We start from the raw sequence: 20,329 nt of genomic DNA on the forward strand, positions 1-20,329 counted from the left end.
CTTCGCAGAGCGATCCGCGAAAAACAAACGCCAGCGAATGCTGGCGTTTTTTTATGCCCGGGATTTAAGCCCGGTCATGTTCGATTTCAAAGATTCAAACGTTTGCGCAATGCCTGGACATAATTCTGCCATTCATTGAGCACCTCACTCTGCATCGGCGTGGCATTAATCGACCATTGCTCGGCCGCCTCGGTAAAAGATTTCAAGGTATTCGGTGCGCCGCACTCAGGCGTGGACAAACGCTGCTGACAAAATATCCTCCAGCGTTCTTGCTCTTCGAAATTCAACGTCTCGGGAAAGTTGCGTGCGCGATATCGAAAGAGTAATTCAGGCAAACGTTCGTCATCGAAAGGCCATTGCTCTTGCGCTAGTTGTGCCGGGTCAGCGCTCCTCACTTGCTCACATAGACGTCGGTCACGGTCACCGATAAATCCGTCGTACAACTGTTGTTCCGGATCCTCGCTCGGAATGAAATCTTCGCTGACATAAATCTCTGCAACTTTATCTTTCCAAACTTGCTGTGCGTCAGTTAGCCGCAGTGCTCGCTGTTGATAAAGCGCCATGTCCAGCCCCAGACGTTGCTGATCCTGCGCACGCAAAACCGCAAGCGGCGCCACCACCGGACAACGGTTGATGTGAATCAGCTTGAGCGGCACCGGCAATTCGCCTTCCAGCAAATCATCACGACGCGTGTACAAACGCTGGCGCAGGGTTTGCGCGTCCAGATCGAGCAACCCCTGCGGGTCGAGGTGCAGATCGCAGACGATCAAGGCGTTACGGTTTTTTGGATGCCAGGCTAATGGCAGCACCACACCGACATAACTGCGCGCGGCCGAGAAACGCCCGGAAATATGCACCAGTGGCTGCAGCAGACGAATCTGATCCATGACCTTTTGCTTGCTGCGCAACTGGAACAGCCAGTCATAGAGTTTTGGTTGTTTCTCGCGGATCAACCGTGCCAGTGCAATGGTCGCGCGCACATCCGACAACGCTTCGTGGGCATGCCCGTGATCGATATTGTTCGCGGCGGTCAGGCGTTCTAGCTTGAGCGTCACCCGACCTTCGTCATCGCTCGGCCAGACCAGTCCGTCGGGACGCAGCGCATAAGCAGCGCGCACCACATCAATCAGATCCCAACGGCTGTTGCCGCCCTGCCACTCCCGGGCGTACGGGTCGAAAAAATTGCGATACAGGCTGTAACGGGTCATCTCATCGTCGAAACGCAGGGTGTTGTAACCGGCGCCACAGGTGCCGGGGGCCGCCAGCTGGGCATGCACCCGCGTCATGAAATCAGCCTCGCTCAAGCCCTTTTCGGCGAGCTGGCTCGGGGTGATGCCGGTAATCGCGCAGGCCGCCGGATGCGGCAGGATGTCTTCGCTGGGCTGGCAATAAAGATTGACCGGCTCGTCGATTTCGTTGAGCGCATGGTCGGTGCGGATCCCGGCCACCTGCAACGGGCGGTCGTTACGCGGATTGATGCCAGTGGTTTCGTAGTCGTACCAGAAGATTGAAGTCACGGGCGGTTCCTGAACAGAAGATCGGCAAAGTCTAGGCGCTCGACCGCGCTCGCGGCCAGCCTCGCGTCATTCAAACACTTCGTACTTCACGATGTGCAATACATAGTTATGTCGTTTTCCCCCGAGAGGCTGCTAGCATCGACCTCACTTGCACCCCGAACAGGCGAACACCAGGTAGCCCATGCTCGAGACCACAGCACCGCCAAGGAAAGCACCGCTGGCCCCGCCGCTGGATACGCGGCATCAGGTCGAAACGCCGGAAGGCATCGACCTGCCGTTGCGTCCTGCCGGGTTAATGGTGCGTGCCGTAGCCTTTGCGATCGATCTGGCCCTGCGCGGCGTGATCATGGGGGTGCTGTTCATCGCCCTGGCGTTTCTCGGCAAGCTCGGCATAGGCCTCGGTTCGCTGCTGCTGTTTGCGATCAGTTGGTGGTACATGGTGCTGTTCGAAGTGCTGCGTCAGGGCCGCTCGCCGGGTAAACAATGGATGGGGTTGCGCGTGGTGCACGATGACGGCACCCCGGTTGGCTGGTCGGCCTCGTTGCTGCGCAACCTGCTGCGTTTTGTCGATCTGCTGCCCTTCGGCTACTTCCTCGGCACCCTCAGTTGCCTGCAACACCCGACCTTCAAACGCCTTGGCGACATCGCCGCCGGCACATTGGTGGTCTACAGCGAACGCCCGCTCAGTCGTCCGCAACTGCCTGATGCCGAACCTCGACGCTCACCAGTGCCCCTGACACTCGCCGAACAACGCGCCGTGCTGGGTTTTGCCGAGCGCCAAGGTGAATTATCGTCAGCGCGGGTCAATGAACTGGCAGCCCTGCTCGCCCAGCCATTGCACATTTCTGCGCCCAAGGCTGTGGCTGAACTCAATGGCATCGCTCGCGGCTTGTTGGGCCCGACATGAAGCAAAGTCTTTTCGAAACGCGGCACAAGGCCGAATGGGAGCGTTTTGCGCTAGCCCTTGAACGCCTTGAGCGCGGCAAGGAGACCTCGCAAGTCGCCGGTTTCCCCAAAGCCTACCGCCGGCTGTGCCAGCATCTGGCGTTGGCGCAGGATCGCGGCTACAGCAGTTTCCTCATTGATTCGCTGCAACAACAAGTGCTGCGCGGACATCAACAGCTTTACCGTCACCGCAGTCGACTCGGCGCCAATCTGCTGAGTTTCATCCTCGCCGACTTCCCCCGCCTGGTCCGTGCCGAATGGCCCTTTGTGCTGGTCGCCAGCCTGCTGTTCTTCGGCAGTCTGATCGGCGTCGGCGTGTTGGTGTATGTATTTCCCGAACTGGTCTACAACCTGATCCCCGCCGATCAGGTGCGCGAGATGCAAGGCATGTACGACCCGGTCGCCGGCCACCTCGGACGCACCGCCGAACGTGCGGCCAGCGAAGACTGGGTAATGTTCGGTTACTACGTGATGCACAACATCGGCATTGCCTTTCAGACTTTCGCCAGTGGCTTGTTGCTAGGCGTCGGCAGTGCGTTCTTTCTGTTCTACAACGGCATGGTCATCGGCGCGGTCGCCGGGCATCTCAGCGAGATCGGTTTCGGCCAGACTTTCTGGTCATTCGTCATCGCCCACGGCGCCTTTGAACTCAGCGCCATCGCCCTCGCCGGGGCGGCGGGCCTGGAACTCGGCTGGGCGTTGATCGCGCCCGGGCGGCTGACCCGCAGCGAAGCGTTGAAACGGGCGGCGCGCAAGAGCGTATTGCTGGTCTGCGGGGTGATGTTGTTCCTGTTGATTGCCGCGTTTATCGAAGCCTATTGGTCGTCGAAAACCAGTGTCACACCTTTGACCAAATATCTGGTCGGCGCCGGGCTTTGGACGTTGGTCGCGGTCTATCTGTTGTTCGCCGGAAGGACCCGCCATGCGCCTGAGTGACGCCACCGTGGTGATCCGCCCGCGCACGACCTGGGAAGCCATGGACCTCGGCGTGCTGATGAGCCAGCAACATCGGCGTCTGCTGATGACCAGTTGGGCGATCGTCACCCTGCCGCTGTTCGCTTTGCTCAGCCTGTTGCTATGGGACTCGCCGTCGCTGGCGGTGTTTATCTTCTGGTGGCTGAAACCGGCGTACGAACGTCTGCCGCTGTACATCCTGTCGAAAGCGCTGTTTGGCGAAACGCCGACACTCAAGCAAGCTCTGCGCGAATGGCCGCGCCTGCTCAAACCGCAACTGCTGGCCAGCCTGACTTGGCGCCGCCTGAGTTTCAGCCGCAGTTTTCTGCTGCCGGTGGTGCAACTCGAAGGCCTCGATGGCAGCGCCAGGCAACAACGCTTGCGCGTGCTCCTGCAACGCAACGCTGGCGCCGCGCAGTGGCTGACCATCATTGGCGTGCACCTGGAATCCGCGCTGTGGATCGGCTTGATGGTGCTGTTCTATATGTTGCTTCCGGAGCAAATCGAAACGGATTGGAGCTGGCAGTCACTGATTCTCGCGGCGGATCAAGACTGGCACTGGCTCGAACACCTGACCAATGCTTTCTACGCGCTGGTGCTGGTGGTGTGGGAGCCGATCTATGTCGCCTGCGGGTTCAGCCTTTATCTGAACCGGCGCACACAACTGGAAGCATGGGATATCGAACTGGTGTTTCGCCGCTTGCGACAGCGCCTGAACAACGGTGTATTGGGAGTGCTGCTGGCGGTCTTTCTGGTGCTGCCGAATGTGCCTTCGGCGTGGGCGGCCGAGCCTGATGACAGTCCGCAGGCACCGCGCTTGTTGAATCAACCACTCACCAGCCAGGCCTCACGGGACAGCATCAAGGCATTGCTTGAACAGCCGCCGTTCAAGAACAAGGAAGTCGTCACCCGCTATCGCTTTGGCGACGACCCGGCGAAACCTGCCGAAGCGCAGAAGCCGGGTGAAGCGCCACAGTGGCTGAAAACCCTGCTGGACTGGCTCGACGGGCAACACTTGAATGGACTGGCGAAGATTATTGAAATGCTGTTGTGGGGCACGGTGATTGCTGCGTTCGGCTGGCTGATCTGGCGTTATCGCGACTATCTCCAAGCGTTCGTCAGCCGCCGTCCGAGACTGCCTGCCAAACCGAAACGCGCGCTGCCGCAACAAGCCTTCGGTCTGGACTTGAACCGCGACACCTTGCCTGACGACATTGCAGGCAGCGCCGAACACCTCTGGCAAAGCCAACCTCGTGCAGCGCTGGGCCTGCTGTATCGAGGGCTGCTCAGCCATCTGCTCGACGACTTCGACATGACCCTGAAACCCGCCGATACCGAACTTCAGGTACTCGCGCACGTTGAACAATTGCAACGCCCGGAACTACTCGCCTTCAGCCGCAGCCTGACCACCCATTGGCAGAACATGGCCTATGGGCATCGCGTCCCGGCAGCTTCCCTGAAGCAGGAGCTGTGCGATGGCTGGCGCGCCTTGTTTGGTCCCGGAGCCGCCCGTTGAGTCGCCGGACACTGTGGTGGGTGGCTGCGTTGATAGCCCTGTTAATCGGCACGCTGAGCGTGTTCCTCTACCTCAACGCCACGCCTTATCAGGAAGAAGTCGATCACGGCCCCTCGCCCGCCGCGCAAGCCAATCCGTATCTGGCCGCCGAGCTGTTTTTACGTGAACGCGGGCTCAACGTCAGCCATGCCGAAAGCCTCGCGGTACTCCCGGACATTGACCCACGCAGCCACACGTTGCTGTTGTTCAACGACCGCTCACGCATGACCCCGCGTCAGGTTGACCAAGTGTTGAACTGGACCCGCGCAGGCGGGCGGCTGGTGTTCGTCGCCGAGTCGCTGTGGGATGAGCAGAGCAAACAAAGCAACGATCTGTTGCTCGATCGCGTGCAACTGCATCAATCCCTGAGCAAGGATCTGAAAGACTTACCCGCAGACACTGAACCAGAGCGCTTCCCGCAACTGACCAAACTCTATCTGGAAGACGAAGACGCACCGGCCTACGCTGGCTTCGACACCGACTTCCACCTCGACGACCCGCAGAATCTGGCGCAAGCCTGGGCCAACAGCGCCAAGGCCACGCACATGATGCAGTTGCCCTACAGCCTGGGCACGATCACCGTGGTCACCGACGCCGAGTTGTGGAAGAACAAGACCATCAGCCAATACGACAACGCCTGGCTGCTCTGGTATTTGAGCGCCGACACCGACGTCACGTTGATCTACAACACCGAGCACGATGGCCTGCTGACCTTGCTCTGGCGCTACTTCCCGCAAGCCATCGTCGCTTTGCTCGCGTTGATCGGCCTGTGGCTCTGGCACGTCGGCGTACGTCACGGCCCACTGCAATTACCCACCCCGAGTGGACGCCGGCAATTGCAGGAACACCTGCGCGCCAGCGCCGATTTCCTGTTGCGCCACAACGGCCAGCAGGCGTTGCTGCAAGCACTGCAACAGGACGTTCTGCGCCGTGCCCGTCGCCGTCACCCCGGCTTTGACCAATTGAACGTTGCCGAACAGTGGCTGGCATTGTCACGCCTGACCCGACAACCCACCCGCGCCATCAGCCAGGCCCTGAGCCCGGTGCCGGATCGGCGCCTGTCCAACGCCGATTTCTGCCGCCAGGTCGCCCACCTGCAAACTTTGAGGAACACGCTATGACTGAACAGATCGAGCCCGGCAGCGCCAGCCACGCCGCCCAGCAACGCCAGCGTGCCAGCCAGTTGGCGCAAGCAGTACGTGGCGAATTGCAAAAAGCGTTGATCGGCCAGAACCAGGTGATCGATGACGTGCTGACGGCGCTTATCGCCGGCGGTCACGTGCTGCTCGAAGGCGTGCCGGGACTGGGCAAAACCCTGCTGGTGCGCGCATTGGCCCGTTGTTTCGGCGGCGAGTTTGCGCGGATTCAATTCACCCCGGACCTGATGCCCAGCGACGTCACCGGCCATGCCGTGTACGACCTGCAAACCGAGCAGTTCAAGCTGCGTAAAGGCCCGCTGTTCACCAATCTGCTGCTGGCCGACGAGATCAACCGCGCCCCGGCGAAAACCCAGGCCGCCTTGCTCGAAGCGATGCAGGAGCGCCAGGTCACGCTCGAAGGTCGCGCCCTGCCGATCGCGCAACCGTTCATGGTCCTCGCCACGCAGAACCCGATCGAACAGGAAGGCACTTATCCCCTGCCGGAAGCCGAGCTCGACCGGTTCATGCTCAAAGTGCGCATGGACTACCCCGACGCCGATCAGGAGCTGAACATGGTGCGCCAGGTCTGCCGCTCGACCCGCGCCGACATGCTCGATGTGCAACCGCTGCGCACCGTGTTGCAGGCCAAGGATGTGCAAGCCCTGCAACGGATTGCCAGTGATTTGCCACTGGACGATCAGGTTCTCGATTACGCCGTGCGCCTGGCGCGCGCCACGCGCACCTGGCCGGGGCTGACCCTCGGCGCCGGGCCGCGCGCCTCGATTGCTCTGGTGCGTTGCGCCCGTGCCCGCGCCTTGTTGCGTGGCGGCGAGTTCGTGATTCCCGACGACATCAAGGGCTGCGCGCTGGCCGTGCTGCGCCATCGCGTACGCATCGCGCCGGAGCTGGACATCGAAGGCCTGCAGGTCGATCAAGTGCTCGCACAATTACTCGACCAAGTTCCGGCGCCGCGCCTGTGAAACCCTCGCGCCTGCTGTTGATCTGGCTGGCCTTGCTGCTGCTCATCGGCATTGTGCCGGGCACGTTGCGCACACTGCAGATCGACACTCCGGCGAGCCTGATATCGATCAACTGGGGATTGCTGCTCGCGCTGCTGGCTCTGGCGGCGCTGGATGCGTTGCGTCTGCACCGTTTGCCAACACCGCGCATCACCCGGCAGATGCCCGGCAGTCTGGCGCTCGGCCGATGGAGTGAGGTGCGTCTGGAAGTCGAACACGACTTCAGCGAGCCGATGCACATTCAACTCTTCGACCACCCGCCAGAAGGCCTGAGCTTCGAAAACCTGCCGCTGTCGATTGAGTTGCAACCCGGCCAGCGCAGCCTGCTCGGCTACCGTCTGCGCCCGCTCAAACGCGGTCATTTCAACTTCACCCACTGCGAAGTCAACCTGCCCAGCCCCTTGGGATTATGGTCAGGCAAACGCTTGCTCAGGGTCAGCGACCAGACCCGCGTCTACCCCGACTTCGCCCGGCTCTACGGCGGTGAGTTGCTGGCGGTGGACAATTGGCTCAGCCAGCTCGGCGTGCGCCAACGGCAACGGCGCGGTCAGGGCCTGGAATTCCATCAATTGCGCGAGTTTCGAGAAGGCGACAGCCTGCGCCAGATCGACTGGAAAGCCACCGCGCGCCAGCGCTCACCGATTGCCCGTGAATATCAGGACGAGCGCGATCAGCAGATCATATTCCTGCTCGACTGTGGCCGACGCATGCGCAGCCAGGACGATGAACTGTCGCACTTCGACCACGCGCTCAATGCCTGCCTGTTGCTCAGTTATGTAGCCTTGCGTCAGGGCGATGCGGTGGGTTTGAGTACCTTCGCTAGCGAACACCCACACCATCTCGCGCCGGTCAAAGGCAGCGGCCAATTGAACGTGCTGCTCAACACGGTTTATGACCTCGACAGCACGCAGCGCCCTGCCGATTATCAGGCCGCCGCCAATCAACTGCTGACCCGACAGAAGCGCCGGGCCTTGGTGGTGCTGGTAACCAACCTGCGCGATGAGGACGATGAGGAACTGCTAAGCGCGGTCAAACGCCTGGGCGCACAACATCGGGTGTTGGTGGCCAGTCTGCGCGAAGAAGCGCTGGACACGTTACGCCAGACCACGGTGCAAACGCTGCCCGAAGCGCTGGCTTACTGCGGCACGGTGAGTTACCTGAATGAGCGGGCAGAACTCCATGAGCGGTTGAGCGCTCATGGCGTTCCGGTGGTGGATGTCCGGCCCGCAGAACTGGGGGCCGAACTGGTGACGCGGTATCTCAGTTGGAAAAGAAGTGCGGCGCTTTGATCATCTCTCGATCCGCACGTGCACAGATCCGCTGCTCGAGGTACCGTCAGGATTCTCGACTTTGACGTCAAGGGAAACGGTTTCCGACAGATCCATCACCCTCCAAGAGGTTTCGTATTTACCGTTGCCATTTGTACTGTAATCAATGAATGGCCTGCCGTTAATGGAGACAAGAATTTTCCTTTTCGGCATCGGTTCTCCAGAAGCCTTGTCTACGATCAACGCAGTCATGGTTACCCAGTCGTTCACGAAAGCCGGATTCGGCGCAGCGACGACGGACTTCACAACTGCAGGACGTTCAGTGACAGTCAACCGCAGCGTTTCCACATCCCAGCCAGCCAAGCCGCCCTTTACCGACGCCCACAACGCTGCCTCACCTGCAGAGCCCAAGACAAAGCGCACCGTTGCCATCCCATCGGTACCCGTCAGTGTTGCCGGTAAAGATGTGTTGTTGTATTCCCACATCACTTCGACATTAGCCAAAGGCTCGCCGGTATTGGCTGAAACCACCAAAGCCTGAGCTGAAATTTCTTGCCCCGGATAACCGGTCAGATCATCGCTGAACAGTTCCTTGATCTGTCGAGGTTCATGCAGGAAATACGGCAACGAAATCGATTCCGAATACTGCGTGTCCCCCACCGTCGCGGTCAGTTGCGCCGCTCCGGGCGTCTTGGGCACAAAGCGGATCCGCGCCTCGCCATAGAAGTTGGTGGTCGTCGTCACCTCGCCAAGATCCGCACTGCGCCAGACAACGTTCATCCCCGCCATCGGCCTGCCACTGATGGCCGAAACAACGGTGATCTGCTCGGACACAGCCTCGCCCCAGTACAGCGTCTCGCTAACCCGCGAACGCTCGGCGATTTTCACCACTTGGGCGCCTTCGCCCACCGACATTGCATTGACAGGTGACCATCGAGCCAGGCTTTCGCAGGCCAGAAACAAGCCGAAACTGCCGTTACGCTGGTCATCGACCATGAAGGAATCGGTGAATCCCGCCTCGCGGCTGAAAACTCTTGGCAAACCGAGTACGGGCTGAGTAAAACGAATGCCGAGTGCCTCAGGTCCGGTGCCGACCATGCCCAACGTCAACTTTCGACCGGACAAGAAGGTGTCTTGTGGGGCAGTTACATCGATTCTATGGGTCAGTTTGCGACGCGCAAAACCAGTGTCCTGGCCGAAAGGCTGTGCAGGTCCGTTGTCCATACTGAACTGCAATCGAGCCCACGGATCGTCGGCCAGCGAACAGACCCCCATCGAACGTGTATCTGTAGCATTGTCATACGGACTGCTGACAGACACTTCAACCATTGCCGATCCGCCTGTGGTTGCCCCATACGCAAAGCCTGCCCAGCCATCGTCAGCAGTCACATGTTCTTCAGAATGACCATCCACCTTCCACTGCGTTGGCACTTGAACCATGGCAGCTTCCGAGAAATCCGAACGTACTTTCGCCCACATCCATGCTGGGTCCTGACCCACGATCGGGAAAACGGCAGACTCACGTACGGTTTCAATGCTGAGTTTGTTGTGGCCCAAGTGCATTCTGGTGACATCCGTCGAGCCAGCCCCCCGTCAAGAATTTCAGACCGAACGCCCCGCCCCCCTGACTATCGGAACAATCCAGTGTCCAGGTCATGCCACTTTCATCAATAACATTGTGGCTATGTGGAGGCGGGTCGAGAACGATGTCCATCTCTGACGCTGGAGTTCCGGACCATTGCAAATCCATGGCAAGCCCCACCAGGGCACTCAGTGCGTTGGTTCTGAAAATATACCGGTGTACGGCACCCAGGCAGGGATACAGCAACTGACCTCGGTCGGTGCTCATATGATCCAGTTCCAGAGTGAACTCATCGTAAATATCCGGTGAAACCAAGCGGCCGAGCAACTCTCGATCTTCCAGTGAATCGGTCAACAACCGCAGTCCGAACATGCTGCTGCGGCTCTTGGCGAATTCAGAACTCAGAGTCCAGATCAGCGGTTCATCTGCCCGCAATACCCTGGGCTCGCCAAGTTCACTCACCACCAGCCCGATGCCTGGGTCGTCAATGCCCCATGCCAACGTGATTTCCTGGCCGATAAGAGGACTGTCGGCAAGCGCCGTGACCTGCAGGGAATGGGATTGGCCTCGTCGGCAGAAAAGCCCCCAAACATTGTCGATGTAGCCGCGATCAAACGTGATGTTGACTTTGTCTTTCCATGAACTCCTGGCAATCGCGGTCACGCTGAATTCGCACTCATGCGACTCGGCCGATTCATGCGCTCGGACCGCCGCGGTGATCGCATGAATCCCGTGTTCTCTGGTGTAAAACTTCAGGCTCCCCCAACCACCGCTTCCCGTTTGGCTCTGCACGACGCTTTCGGCCATTTGCCACTCGACCAGCGCACCGATCACCGGTTCGCCGTCGCCCTGATCAGTAACATGCACCACTTGCAAGCGCAGGTACGCACTTTCGTGTTCCTCCACCACCGGACTATTCTCGGCCTGACGCACCTCTTTGATCCTGATCCTGTTGCGCGCCAGCGACATACGTTTTCTGGGCGACGGCAACAACAGCTTCGAGCAGACCAGTGACAACTCGAATATCCCGTCGCGCCGGTCTTCGCAGTTCAGCGTCCAGGATGCAGTGCCCCCTCCATCGATCGGCATGAGAACCGATGTTTCCAGTGGCGGACTGACCACGACACCCAGTTGCCCAGGCTTGTCACCGTGCCAATGCAGATAGAAGTCGCTGCCTCGCAGACGACTGTTGGCCGCCAGCATTACATCAATGAAATGGGTAGAACCCCGGTTCGGATAACTGTTATCAATCCAGTCCCTGATTTCGTTGTTTTCACGGACAGTCAACCGTGCCCACGGATCCTCGCCCAGTACCAGTACGTCAAACGTCTGAGTCCACACACCCTGCTCGTAATAAAGGCTGACCACAGAGGCTTCAATAACGAAGTCCCCTGCTGCCTTCGCCTCATAATCGAAGTAAGCCCAACCTTGTTCATCAGTAACGGTGGCCGCCAACACCCCGTGCTCGGCGGTCGCCCAGTTCACCGTAAGCCCGGCAAATGGCTGGCCGGTGTAATACGACGCTACTTGCACACCCAAACGGACACTTTGCTCAATCAACGGGTAGTAAGCGGCCTCGACCACCTCACGAAAAATCAGTCGATGATGCCCCAGCGATACGGGGATCTCGTAGGCCTGCGCGGTGTAACGGTTGCACAAGCTCAGGGTGAATTCGTAGTCCTGATCATCGATTAACGGGCAATCGAGCGTCCATGGCACGTCCAGCGATTGCGGGGTGTCCCAAGCAGGCGTCGCGACAATCGCGCCCTGCGGGTTATTGTCGATGCTCAATGCAACCGGGGTGCCGTCCCAAGGGTTATCCGGCACAGGTACAAAACCGAGTACGTGGGGTGTGATCAATGCGTCGCTGCCAAAAGCTCCGCCCCTGCTGGCGCCCTGACACAGGTACATTTTGCGCAAGGGCGGGAACGACATGCCGTCCAGCTCAACTTCCTGCAACTCAAGTGGCGCGAGTTTCAACTCGACTTTGACGCGCGTAACCCAGAGTTCGCCAAATGGACTTGAAGACTCTGTCGAGCTGTATATTTCGATGCGCAGCGGCTTTGAGCTTGAGATGTCCGATGTCAGTTCCACTTCATGCAGGGTCGGACTGAAACGCCTCTCTGGCCCTGATCCGAAACCCTCGCGCTGTTGTGCCTGATCAGGTTTACCCACGGGTTTGAGTTCGATGCGGTAATGCTCGATTTCTCCCTGAGAAATCCTCACCCAGCCTGATTGGCTGAAACTGCTTTCCCACAGAAAACTCAGCCAATAAGCACCATTGCCATCAGGATCTCTGGGAAGTGTGACGTCCTGCGTGACACCCGCGCCCTTCGGCGCTTTGATGTGCTTGACAGGCGTGTTGTCGTAATACGCCAGGCCTATGGCAACCGCCCCCGTCCTTGCCCAACAATCGAACCTTTCTTCGAAATCACCGTTGCACACCAGGTTTTCATTCACCTGAACGATAGGATTATTCATGACTGCGCACTCCCTTGCCCTTGCCGGCCAGGCCCTCTTGTGCTGCATTGACCAACTCCTTCACCGAATCGGTAAACGACTGATCTCCGCTCTTGCACGTGTAGCGAATGCGCAAAATGAAATCGTTCATCGAGCGCAGCGTGGCCTCCTGCGGCGGTTCTTTATGCCATGGCCATTTCAGCTCCCAGGCGGACACCACACCGGTATTTTCGAATGGATAGAGCAAACCTTCGTCTGGCTTCGCCGCCTCCATGCCGTTGTCGGCAATACCCACCGACAGGGCGATCTGCTGGCCCGGACGCAAGTTGAACAGCACATCAGAAGGGGCCACTACCCCAGGACCAGGATTGTGCAAGTACTGCACTGACTGCACCGAAGCCCGGCTGGCGGTCATGCTGCCGACCTGCAGCAAGGTCGCGCGCACGTCCTCGAAAGGCCCCGTCAGCACTGGCAAGTCGACTTCCACCGAACTGATCTGCCGGCAGAAATGTCCCGGATAGTCCCGATCGAACAGCAGTTGGGTGAGTTTGAATTCCAGCGAGCCGTTCGTCTGCAATTGCGCCAATGCAGCCTCCCAACTACCAACGCCCTGAGGGTCAGTTGCGTCATTGAACAGGCGACGCAACGAGATGGTTTTCACCAGTTCCAGACGCCGCTCGGTGCGTTGCAAGTACTCACGTTCCATACGCAGCAGGTACGCGCGCAGATGCTCGCCAGCAGTCAAACCGTGGCGTTGATCCTGCCAGACCTGCGGCAAGGGAATATGTGAATCGTAATCGCCGGTTTCGGCGCTCATCGCCGCTTGCGCGCTAAGGCACAGACTGACTACTGCGTCGTAAGCCTGATAGTGCAAGGCCTTGAGCTGGCCCAGCATCCAGCCGAACAATTCGGCATTGGTCGCGCGTTTTTTCAGATAGTTGTACATCGTCAACGCCTGAGCGTTAGCTCGTAGCGTTTGCGCGAGGTTGGTTCTGGCCGCATCAATCGCATGGTTCTGCGCGACGATTTGCGCATCGATGGCCGCGATTTCTGCCAGCGCCTGATCGCGTTGCAGCCCCCATTCATTGCGGCGACGGCGATAGCCTTCGGTGGTAGCTTGCTTGTCGGCATCGATTTGCAGCATCGACGAAGCTATCTCCAGGCCAAAGCAGATGGCATCGGTAACTTTGTCGATACGAAACCCGCCGTTCGCCATACCGAAGATATTGGGCGCGGCCGCCAAGGCCGCGCCTACCGGTTTGAGGATTTTGGCAGTCAGCGCCAGCTCTTTGGACTGGTCCAGGTTTGCCATGACCTGATATTCGACAGCCGACACGTTTTCGTCATAGCGAGCTGCGTAAGCAGCAGCCCGTTCCCGAGCCACTGTCCGGCTCTGCTCAAGCGCCGTCATGCTCGCCTCCAACTGAGCGATGGATTGCTCCTGCATGGTTTTGGCGTAGTTACCCAACTCCACCAGATGGTTTTGCTGCAGCTCTTCCTGCTCGGCACGATCACGCCGCTCAAGCAGATTGAGTACCTGGCTGCCGTAATCCTGCAAGGCCTGCACCGCACGCAAGGCAACCTCGAAGATCGTGCGCCAGCGAAACGCAATCACCACCAGCCGTCCGCCCATCGGTCTGGCGCCACCGACACCACCTGCGGCCAGAGCGCGCAGCAATTGGTTCGGGTCAGTCGGTGGGTTGAACAACGGCAGGAGCATGGGCTTGCCATCAATGGTCAAATTGTTGCGCAAGTTGTTCATGCGGTACTGCGGCTCGTTGAACCGCGCGAGCAACTCATCATTGATGGGTGCCCTGAACGGCGGACACCCCAACATGCCCAGCATGGGAGCCGTATCGGAGCCGCCCGGAACATCTGCCAGGCTGTAATTCAATGTCTGCTCGAAAGCTTCCAGTGCCGTACGCGTGCAACTTTGGGCCAGAAGGTTCTCCAGCGTCGCGGTCTGCCACAAGTTCACCGTTTGAGTCAGAGGCGGTTTGCCCATCAATGATCCCGCTTGTACATAGCACAGCTTTGCCGCCACCAGGCTTTCGCGGGTCAGTTGGCGGTAATGCCAGTCCCCCCAGGCCATGAGGTTCTTCACATATTCGATGAACATCAGCAGCCTCAAATGCACAGGCGCCGAATATCCAATCGCATCCGGGTCGGCGGGCGCCGCGGCTTCACAACCGGCATGCCCCAGATCGTTGATCAAGGGGCGGCAGCGCCAGAAACGTGGTTTCTCGGGTACCGAGTTGCTATCGGCAGGGGCCCGGGGATCGAAAATGAAATGCAACCACGTCTGTGCTTCGGCAAACCGCTCTTCATCACGCAAGCGTGTCGCGATCAAATGCGGCAGATGGAAAAACAGCTCCCAGAAAAACAGACCGTTGGCACCGTCGAAAGCGCCATTGCGTTCCGTGAAATCAACATCGGTAGGCGGCGGCTCTGACAGATGCTGGGAGTCCCAATTAATCAGCGTCGCAGGAGAGACAGTGGAGCGTGTGACCAACTCGGGACCGAACAGCGAATTGAGCCGAACGTAGCGCAACGCCCAGTTATCACCGAGTTGAAAGTCGAGGAACTGGGCGGCATCCGTGGTGTTTTTAAGCAGCGTTGGCGCGCGGAAATACGGGAGATCGACAATCGTCAGAGCAAACTGTTTACCGCCAAAGCCTTCAGTATCATTCCTTAGAGTGAACTTGACGTTGTTCCAGGTCCCCTTTGGTCGAGTGAAGGTACCCAAAAAATTCATTGTCCAACCGCCGGCTGTAGGCACCGAACGCTTCACCGGCACCGGGTCACCACCGGCGGAATTCTCCAACTGCAAGGTGAAGTTTGTATTCTTCTCTGACAAACCTGTGGGCCTGCAAAAGCCCTCAACCGTCAGCTCGTCTTTGTCACCCACTCGCATGGCGAAGACGTTCAGCCCCAGAAAAGCTGCCATGGAGCCTGACGGTGACTCACTTGGGACCACAGTAACCTCAAGACCCAAGGGGTGCTGAACCGTCAAGGCAGAAACAAATCGCTCATTCTTGGCCAGCTCCAGCCAGGTACCACCGTCTTCAACAACGGGGCGCATCAGCACATCGATGATCGCGGTCTCGTTCAAGGCAGCTGTGCCGGTTTTATCATTGTCCAGCAATACCCCGAGCTTGCCTTTGGGATTCTGAGAGTCGACCCACACGGTTGCAATCAGCCAGGCACCCGCAGAAAGATCCTCATCAAACTCGCCATGGTGTAAATTCAAAGGCGCCGACCACTGGCCGTTCTGCCTCATGAAGGCCACATTGATATCCAGCTGATGGGGCACGAATCGGGATCTGTCGTCCTTTGAGGGATCCGCGGGGACGGCTTTGATGATCTCGCCGACCTTGTCCCGCCACTCCGCCCAGACCAGACACAGTCGGCCATTCCAGACCACCGGACGCATGTCCAGCACCCGCCCGGCAGGTTGAATATCCACCGCTTTCCATTCACTCCACGCCGCCGGGTTGACGGCCACACACGTGGGCGTGATCTCGATTTGCGCCTTGCGCCAGAAGTACTGGAACGGCGGCACCCGCTGACGCCCGACAAAGTAATAATCGGCGCGCTCCGGGGTCGTGCCGTCCATGTAGCCACTGACAACATCCAGATCGCAGATCTGTTCGAAGGCTTGCAAGTAATCCTGTAGCGCGGCTTGAACCGAATCGCTGTTCAAACGGGCCTGGTTGAGGTTGTTTTCAAGGGCCTTGAACAGATCCGTCTTACGCTGACGGACGAACGGATTGATGTAGTTTTCCGGGTAGAGCGCGATCATCTGCACTGCGGCCCAGTCCGAGTAGTTGTTGTACAGCGCCCAGTTTTCCAGCTGCTCAGAGGGAAACTCGTGGTTTTCGAAACCGGGCTCCATTTTGTTGTACACCGCACTGATATATTGCTGCGCACAACTGATCGCTTCGGCAACCCCCGACGTCTGCACACGAGCACTGTCCAACGGGTCGATGCGCAGCAATTCGAACACGTCCTCCGGGGTCCGCAAAGGCGGGTAACGCTCCGCCTTTACTTGCCCGATGCAATACTCAAGCAACGCGGTACGACGTTTTTCCTGCAACAGGCCAATGTTGTTCGATGTCATGATCCTTGCTCCGTGGAAGAGGTTCCCGAGTCACTGGCGGAAGGCGTTGACGCTTGTTCAAGCGCGTGGCTGCGGCCTTGCGTCACCCCAAACCTGATGGGTTCGAAGAGTGTCCCCAAGCCGCTTGCCAGGCTGCGTATACCGACTTCGAATTCACCGCTGAAATCGCTGGTGATATAAACCGTGGTTTGACCTTGCTGATTGGTGAACCCCTGTGCCGGACGGATCGTTGGCCTTTCTTCGGGATCTGTTTCTACCTCCCAGGCCCAGTCCACCAGCATGTTGGCCCCAAGGTTTCCGTACCGGTCCACCATCGTGGCGTAGAGTGTGATTTCCTGACCAAGCGGCACGACCTCCGTTGGCACCGGAGACATAAGCCCGGTCGGGAAATTCATGCTCTCGGCGTGGGCGATAACGTCGATGCTCACTGCCCACTCAGGCTCGAGCAGGCTCAGGGAAAAATAAAGGCTGTCCGTGCCCAAGACTGTGCCCGGAAAATACTCAGCCGTGAGGACTCCTTCGGGATCGGTGATGCCCGATCTGATGGTCCCTAGCTCGGAGTGCCAATCAACAGCGATGCCTTTCAACGCTGCGCCTCGGGCGTCGGTGAGCGTCATCGTAATGATCGCTTTCTCATCTTTTTTACTAGCGAAGACTTCCGTCGGTTCTACTGCGCAAGTCATCCTGACCAACTGCTTCAGTTCGCCCGGTGCTTGCACGACAGGCACACGCGTCTGGGTCTGACTGAGCAAAGCCAGTTCAGCTGCCTGGGCATAGGCCTCGCTGGCATCGGTTGTCTCCGGCAAGGTACCGATCCGCAAAATGGTCCGGGCATCCATACCGGTCTGCATCGACAACTGGTAAACGCGTATCAGCAGATCCAGTTGTTCCAGGGTTTTCAACACTTGGGTTTCAGGATCGATATGGCGAACACATTCGCTGACTTCCTGCGCGCTCCAGGCAAAGAATTCAGCCAGTTTGATGGCTGCTGCCTGCTGCACCACCCGCAATGCATCCTCGCTGGGTCGGGCAGGAAGCGAATGGACCTGACGCAGATAGTCCAGCAATTTCTGTTCCGGCTGTGCACTCATGCTGAACGCGCGGGTCAGCGTGGTCATCGCGTAAAGTACGCGCACCGAGAACACATATTTTTGAGAGGGATCGATGATGATGCTTTGGTCGACCCACGCCTCATATCCATAATCCAGATAATCCCGGAGCAGGGCCGCACTCAAACCCAGCATTGAAACGACTTCGGCGCGCTGGCGCACAACAGCCAGCAATTCGAGTAAAGGATCTGAAGGTTCGTCGCGCCTGCGCTGCGTCGCTGGCGGTTCGAGGTCAGTGCGGTCATACACCTGGCGCAACAGTTGGTACACCGAAGCATCGACCCAGTTCAGCACCAGAACGGCCAATTCGCCCTCGATGCCGGCGTAGACTGCCAGCGACTCCCTGACCAGCGACACTTGAGCGTCTCTGGCCTGCAGAAGAACGGTGAGCATGATCTCGGCCAAGACGCTGACCTGGGCTTCCTCAATGTCCAGGCCGTTCCTGACGGCCCATTCGAGCTTCTCGCGGGCAAAGGCCGAATAATCCTCCGGCGTCATGGCAGTGGCCAGTATCAGCCCATTGACATCGACAACCGGCGCCAGCCCCTCACTGTCAATCGACAGTAAATCCAGCCAGTCGCTTTCTCCGGCCGGCGGAATACCGGCTACGAGAAAAGAATTATTGGATAACCGCGCGCTGGGCAGGAGGGTGCCGATCTTGTCGAAGAACTGCTGGTCCTGCTGGGAGAAATCGCTCAGACGCAGTGGTGCACTCACGTGCTGCAACATCCACAGCACCGACATGTTGCTTTGCTCGCACCATTGCACGCAGGCCTGCATGGCTTCGATCAGGCTCAGCACACCCGGATCGCCAGAGGTGACGTCAATGCGGCTGTCATCAACCGCCACGTCGACAATACGCGGCTTGCCAGCCAGCCCTTTGAGCCAGGTTTCTCCCCCCAGCACACTGAGCATCAACACGCCTTCGACCGGCGTGATATTCAACAGCCGGGGCAGTTTTACCAGACGGTAAAAACTGGAAATGACCGGCGCACTGCGCACCAGATTATCGGTAAGATCATGAGCCTGGGCTATCGCCAGCGCCAGGTAGTGGTAAGTCTGAAGATCGATCCCCAAACCACTGCATAGCTGGCTGACCGTCAGATTGTCTTGGTCTGATGTCGGTATCAGCGCAAACGGTGTGCCGTCGAGTCTCAGCGGCTCGCGATAATTGTCCTGATTGTTGAAGACCTGATCGAACTGCGACAGGGCATCACCGCGACCGTACAGTGACAGTTCATCGAGAAACACGGCGAAATCCGCCGCCGTGCAGTTGTAGCGTTCACGCAGTCGCTGAAACAGACCCAATGCATGGATCACGTTGACCGAAATCGCCCACACCTCAGGCTTTTCGGCTCCACGCGCTTGCGCCCTGATTGCTGCCACCAACAGGGCGTCAGTCTGCTCAGGGGACAGATTCAGCCATTTGTCGAGGCGCAACTTGCGGTTGAGTCGATCAAATGTATTCAAGCCTCTTGGGGTATTGGGATTAACGATTATCCGATGAAAATTATTCCCTGACTGCGTGGTGATACCGATAGCGGGGTGAGCATTATCATTGATGTAAACCGAGCCGGATCGACCACCTTCCGGGACATCGGGCTTTTCAGGGTATTCGACATTGTCCGAGCGCCGCGGCGCATAGTCCCCAACCGAAAAAAGACTTGTAACCTCCTCGGCCACAAGATTCGTACGTTGAGCCAAAAAAAATATCTGATTGAGATTCAGATACTCAGTGTCTTCGGTACCAAAGTTCTCCAGATAGAACTGATACATATCTTCGGGATATGTGTATTCCTCAGTAAGCAGCCGCTGCTGGTAAGGGCCCAGCCGAGAGGCATGCGCCAGAGCAGCAGCGGCAAGCCTCGTCAGGGACGCGGAATGCAAGAAGTTGGGGAATTTGCCGTCAACGATGTTGGTAAAATCCCCCACTGATCGTCCGCTGAAACCCGCAACCCCATCAACCGTGACCCAATGCTGGTAATACGGCAGACCGTTGGGATAGCGTGCTGTGATCAATGCCTGTTCAATTGGAACCTCCGTGTTCGCAGCGATGAACGCCTGTAGCACGCGTACGATCACGTCGACTGATGACTCCGGCGCGTTCACCGCTTTACTGTCGACCGTCAACGTCATCAAATCCGTGCGACGCTCATGCAACGGCAGCTTGCTGTCGTCACCAACGGATTCGATCAAGTCGCGAATCAAGCGATACAAGAAGACCAGATACGCCGAAGGCCCGAACATGGACTCCAGAGAATCCGAGGGGCACTTGGCTCTCAATTGCAGATCGAATATTCGCTCCAGTTGCGGCCCGTCAACGAGCGACATCAAACCACTGGACGGTCCTGTCGACCCGGCGTTGTCCCTCTTCACAGGATGTTCAATAAACCGACGCCGCACATAGCTCGCCAGGCTGTTGGCCCGGCGCAAAAAGCGTCGCGCCTCTTCCTGCTCAAGTCCGTACTCGCCGACCAGCAACGGAATACCCTTTTCGACCAGTGGGAAAAACGATCCCCCCTCCTCAACGTAACTCCAGAGTTTCGAAAGCCGGTTTTGCGCAGTGGACGTTTGCTGACCAAACAGCTGAATGAACAACTGCGCAGCGGGACGGAGTGAATCAGCCATGGTCACATTCCTTGAGTCGATAACGGGCCCGGT

The 20,329-nt window shown here is 58.4% G+C and carries 11 protein-coding genes; 6 read left to right on the forward strand and 5 right to left on the reverse strand.

The annotated features are described in order from the left end of the window. Window positions 1–86 precede the first annotated feature (86 nt). Window positions 87–1,517, reverse strand: coding sequence for an exodeoxyribonuclease I (sbcB, locus tag AB4N74_RS17305; RefSeq protein WP_093430507.1), 1,431 nt, complete (start codon window positions 1,515–1,517; stop codon window positions 87–89). A gap of 181 nt (window positions 1,518–1,698) precedes the next feature. Here sbcB and AB4N74_RS17310 point away from each other — a divergent pair, with 181 nt between their 5' ends. From AB4N74_RS17310 to AB4N74_RS17335, 6 genes are read left to right on the forward strand one after another with little or no spacing between them, the layout of a single operon-like run. Continuing rightward, window positions 1,699–2,424, forward strand: coding sequence for an RDD family protein (locus AB4N74_RS17310; protein ID WP_093430508.1), 726 nt, complete (start codon window positions 1,699–1,701; stop codon window positions 2,422–2,424). Continuing rightward, window positions 2,421–3,398 (forward strand): stage II sporulation protein M, encoded by a 978-nt coding sequence (locus tag AB4N74_RS17315; RefSeq protein WP_427119001.1) that lies wholly within the window; start codon window positions 2,421–2,423, stop codon window positions 3,396–3,398. The genes AB4N74_RS17310 and AB4N74_RS17315 overlap by 4 nt, the downstream gene beginning before the upstream one ends. Then, window positions 3,385–4,932 carry a DUF4129 domain-containing protein gene (locus tag AB4N74_RS17320; protein ID WP_460096704.1) on the forward strand — a complete coding sequence of 516 codons (1,548 nt, stop codon included), beginning with the start codon at window positions 3,385–3,387 and terminating at the stop codon, window positions 4,930–4,932. Before AB4N74_RS17315 ends, AB4N74_RS17320 begins: the two co-directional genes overlap by 14 nt. Continuing rightward, the gene (locus tag AB4N74_RS17325; RefSeq protein WP_460096706.1) at window positions 4,929–6,092 is read left to right on the forward strand and encodes a DUF4350 domain-containing protein; all 1,164 of its coding nucleotides are present in this window, start codon (window positions 4,929–4,931) and stop codon (window positions 6,090–6,092) included. The genes AB4N74_RS17320 and AB4N74_RS17325 overlap by 4 nt, the downstream gene beginning before the upstream one ends. Next, complete coding sequence (locus AB4N74_RS17330) at window positions 6,089–7,090, forward strand: AAA family ATPase (RefSeq protein WP_095048231.1); 1,002 nt, start codon at window positions 6,089–6,091, stop codon at window positions 7,088–7,090. The genes AB4N74_RS17325 and AB4N74_RS17330 overlap by 4 nt, the downstream gene beginning before the upstream one ends. Beyond that, window positions 7,087–8,418, forward strand: a complete 1,332-nt coding sequence (locus tag AB4N74_RS17335) for a DUF58 domain-containing protein (protein ID WP_460096708.1) — start codon at window positions 7,087–7,089, stop codon at window positions 8,416–8,418. Before AB4N74_RS17330 ends, AB4N74_RS17335 begins: the two co-directional genes overlap by 4 nt. On the opposite strand, the gene AB4N74_RS17340 is transcribed toward AB4N74_RS17335, so the two are convergent. Genes AB4N74_RS17340 through AB4N74_RS17355 form a run of 4 tightly spaced genes read right to left on the reverse strand, consistent with a single transcriptional unit; the run spans window position 8,419 to window position 20,296 of the window. Further along, window positions 8,419–9,960, reverse strand: a complete 1,542-nt coding sequence (locus AB4N74_RS17340) for a hypothetical protein (RefSeq protein ID WP_460096710.1) — start codon at window positions 9,958–9,960, stop codon at window positions 8,419–8,421. It lies immediately after the preceding gene. Further along, complete coding sequence (locus tag AB4N74_RS17345; protein ID WP_460096712.1) at window positions 9,929–12,460, reverse strand: hypothetical protein; 2,532 nt, start codon at window positions 12,458–12,460, stop codon at window positions 9,929–9,931. The genes AB4N74_RS17340 and AB4N74_RS17345 overlap by 32 nt, the downstream gene beginning before the upstream one ends. Then, window positions 12,453–16,559 (reverse strand): Tc toxin subunit A-related protein, encoded by a 4,107-nt coding sequence (locus AB4N74_RS17350; RefSeq protein WP_460096713.1) that lies wholly within the window; start codon window positions 16,557–16,559, stop codon window positions 12,453–12,455. The genes AB4N74_RS17345 and AB4N74_RS17350 overlap by 8 nt, the downstream gene beginning before the upstream one ends. Then, window positions 16,556–20,296 carry a Tc toxin subunit A gene (locus AB4N74_RS17355; RefSeq protein ID WP_460096715.1) on the reverse strand — a complete coding sequence of 1,247 codons (3,741 nt, stop codon included), beginning with the start codon at window positions 20,294–20,296 and terminating at the stop codon, window positions 16,556–16,558. The genes AB4N74_RS17350 and AB4N74_RS17355 overlap by 4 nt, the downstream gene beginning before the upstream one ends. Window positions 20,297–20,329 lie beyond the last annotated feature (33 nt).

The sequence above is a fragment of the Pseudomonas sp. H3_C08 genome (assembly GCF_054669455.1).

Bases quoted from the DNA above. Each gene is read 5' to 3' on its own strand.
- AB4N74_RS17310 (WP_093430508.1), top strand. From the start codon at position 1,699: ATGCTCGAGACCACAGCACCGCCAAGGAAAGCACCGCTGGCCCCGCCG.
- AB4N74_RS17315 (WP_427119001.1), top strand. From the start codon at position 2,421: ATGAAGCAAAGTCTTTTCGAAACGCGGCACAAGGCCGAATGGGAGCGT.
- AB4N74_RS17320 (WP_460096704.1), top strand. From the start codon at position 3,385: ATGCGCCTGAGTGACGCCACCGTGGTGATCCGCCCGCGCACGACCTGG.
- AB4N74_RS17330 (WP_095048231.1), top strand. From the start codon at position 6,089: ATGACTGAACAGATCGAGCCCGGCAGCGCCAGCCACGCCGCCCAGCAA.
- AB4N74_RS17340 (WP_460096710.1), bottom strand. From the start codon at position 9,960: ATGCACTTGGGCCACAACAAACTCAGCATTGAAACCGTACGTGAGTCT.
- AB4N74_RS17345 (WP_460096712.1), bottom strand. From the start codon at position 12,460: ATGAATAATCCTATCGTTCAGGTGAATGAAAACCTGGTGTGCAACGGT.
- AB4N74_RS17350 (WP_460096713.1), bottom strand. From the start codon at position 16,559: ATGACATCGAACAACATTGGCCTGTTGCAGGAAAAACGTCGTACCGCG.
- AB4N74_RS17355 (WP_460096715.1), bottom strand. From the start codon at position 20,296: ATGGCTGATTCACTCCGTCCCGCTGCGCAGTTGTTCATTCAGCTGTTT.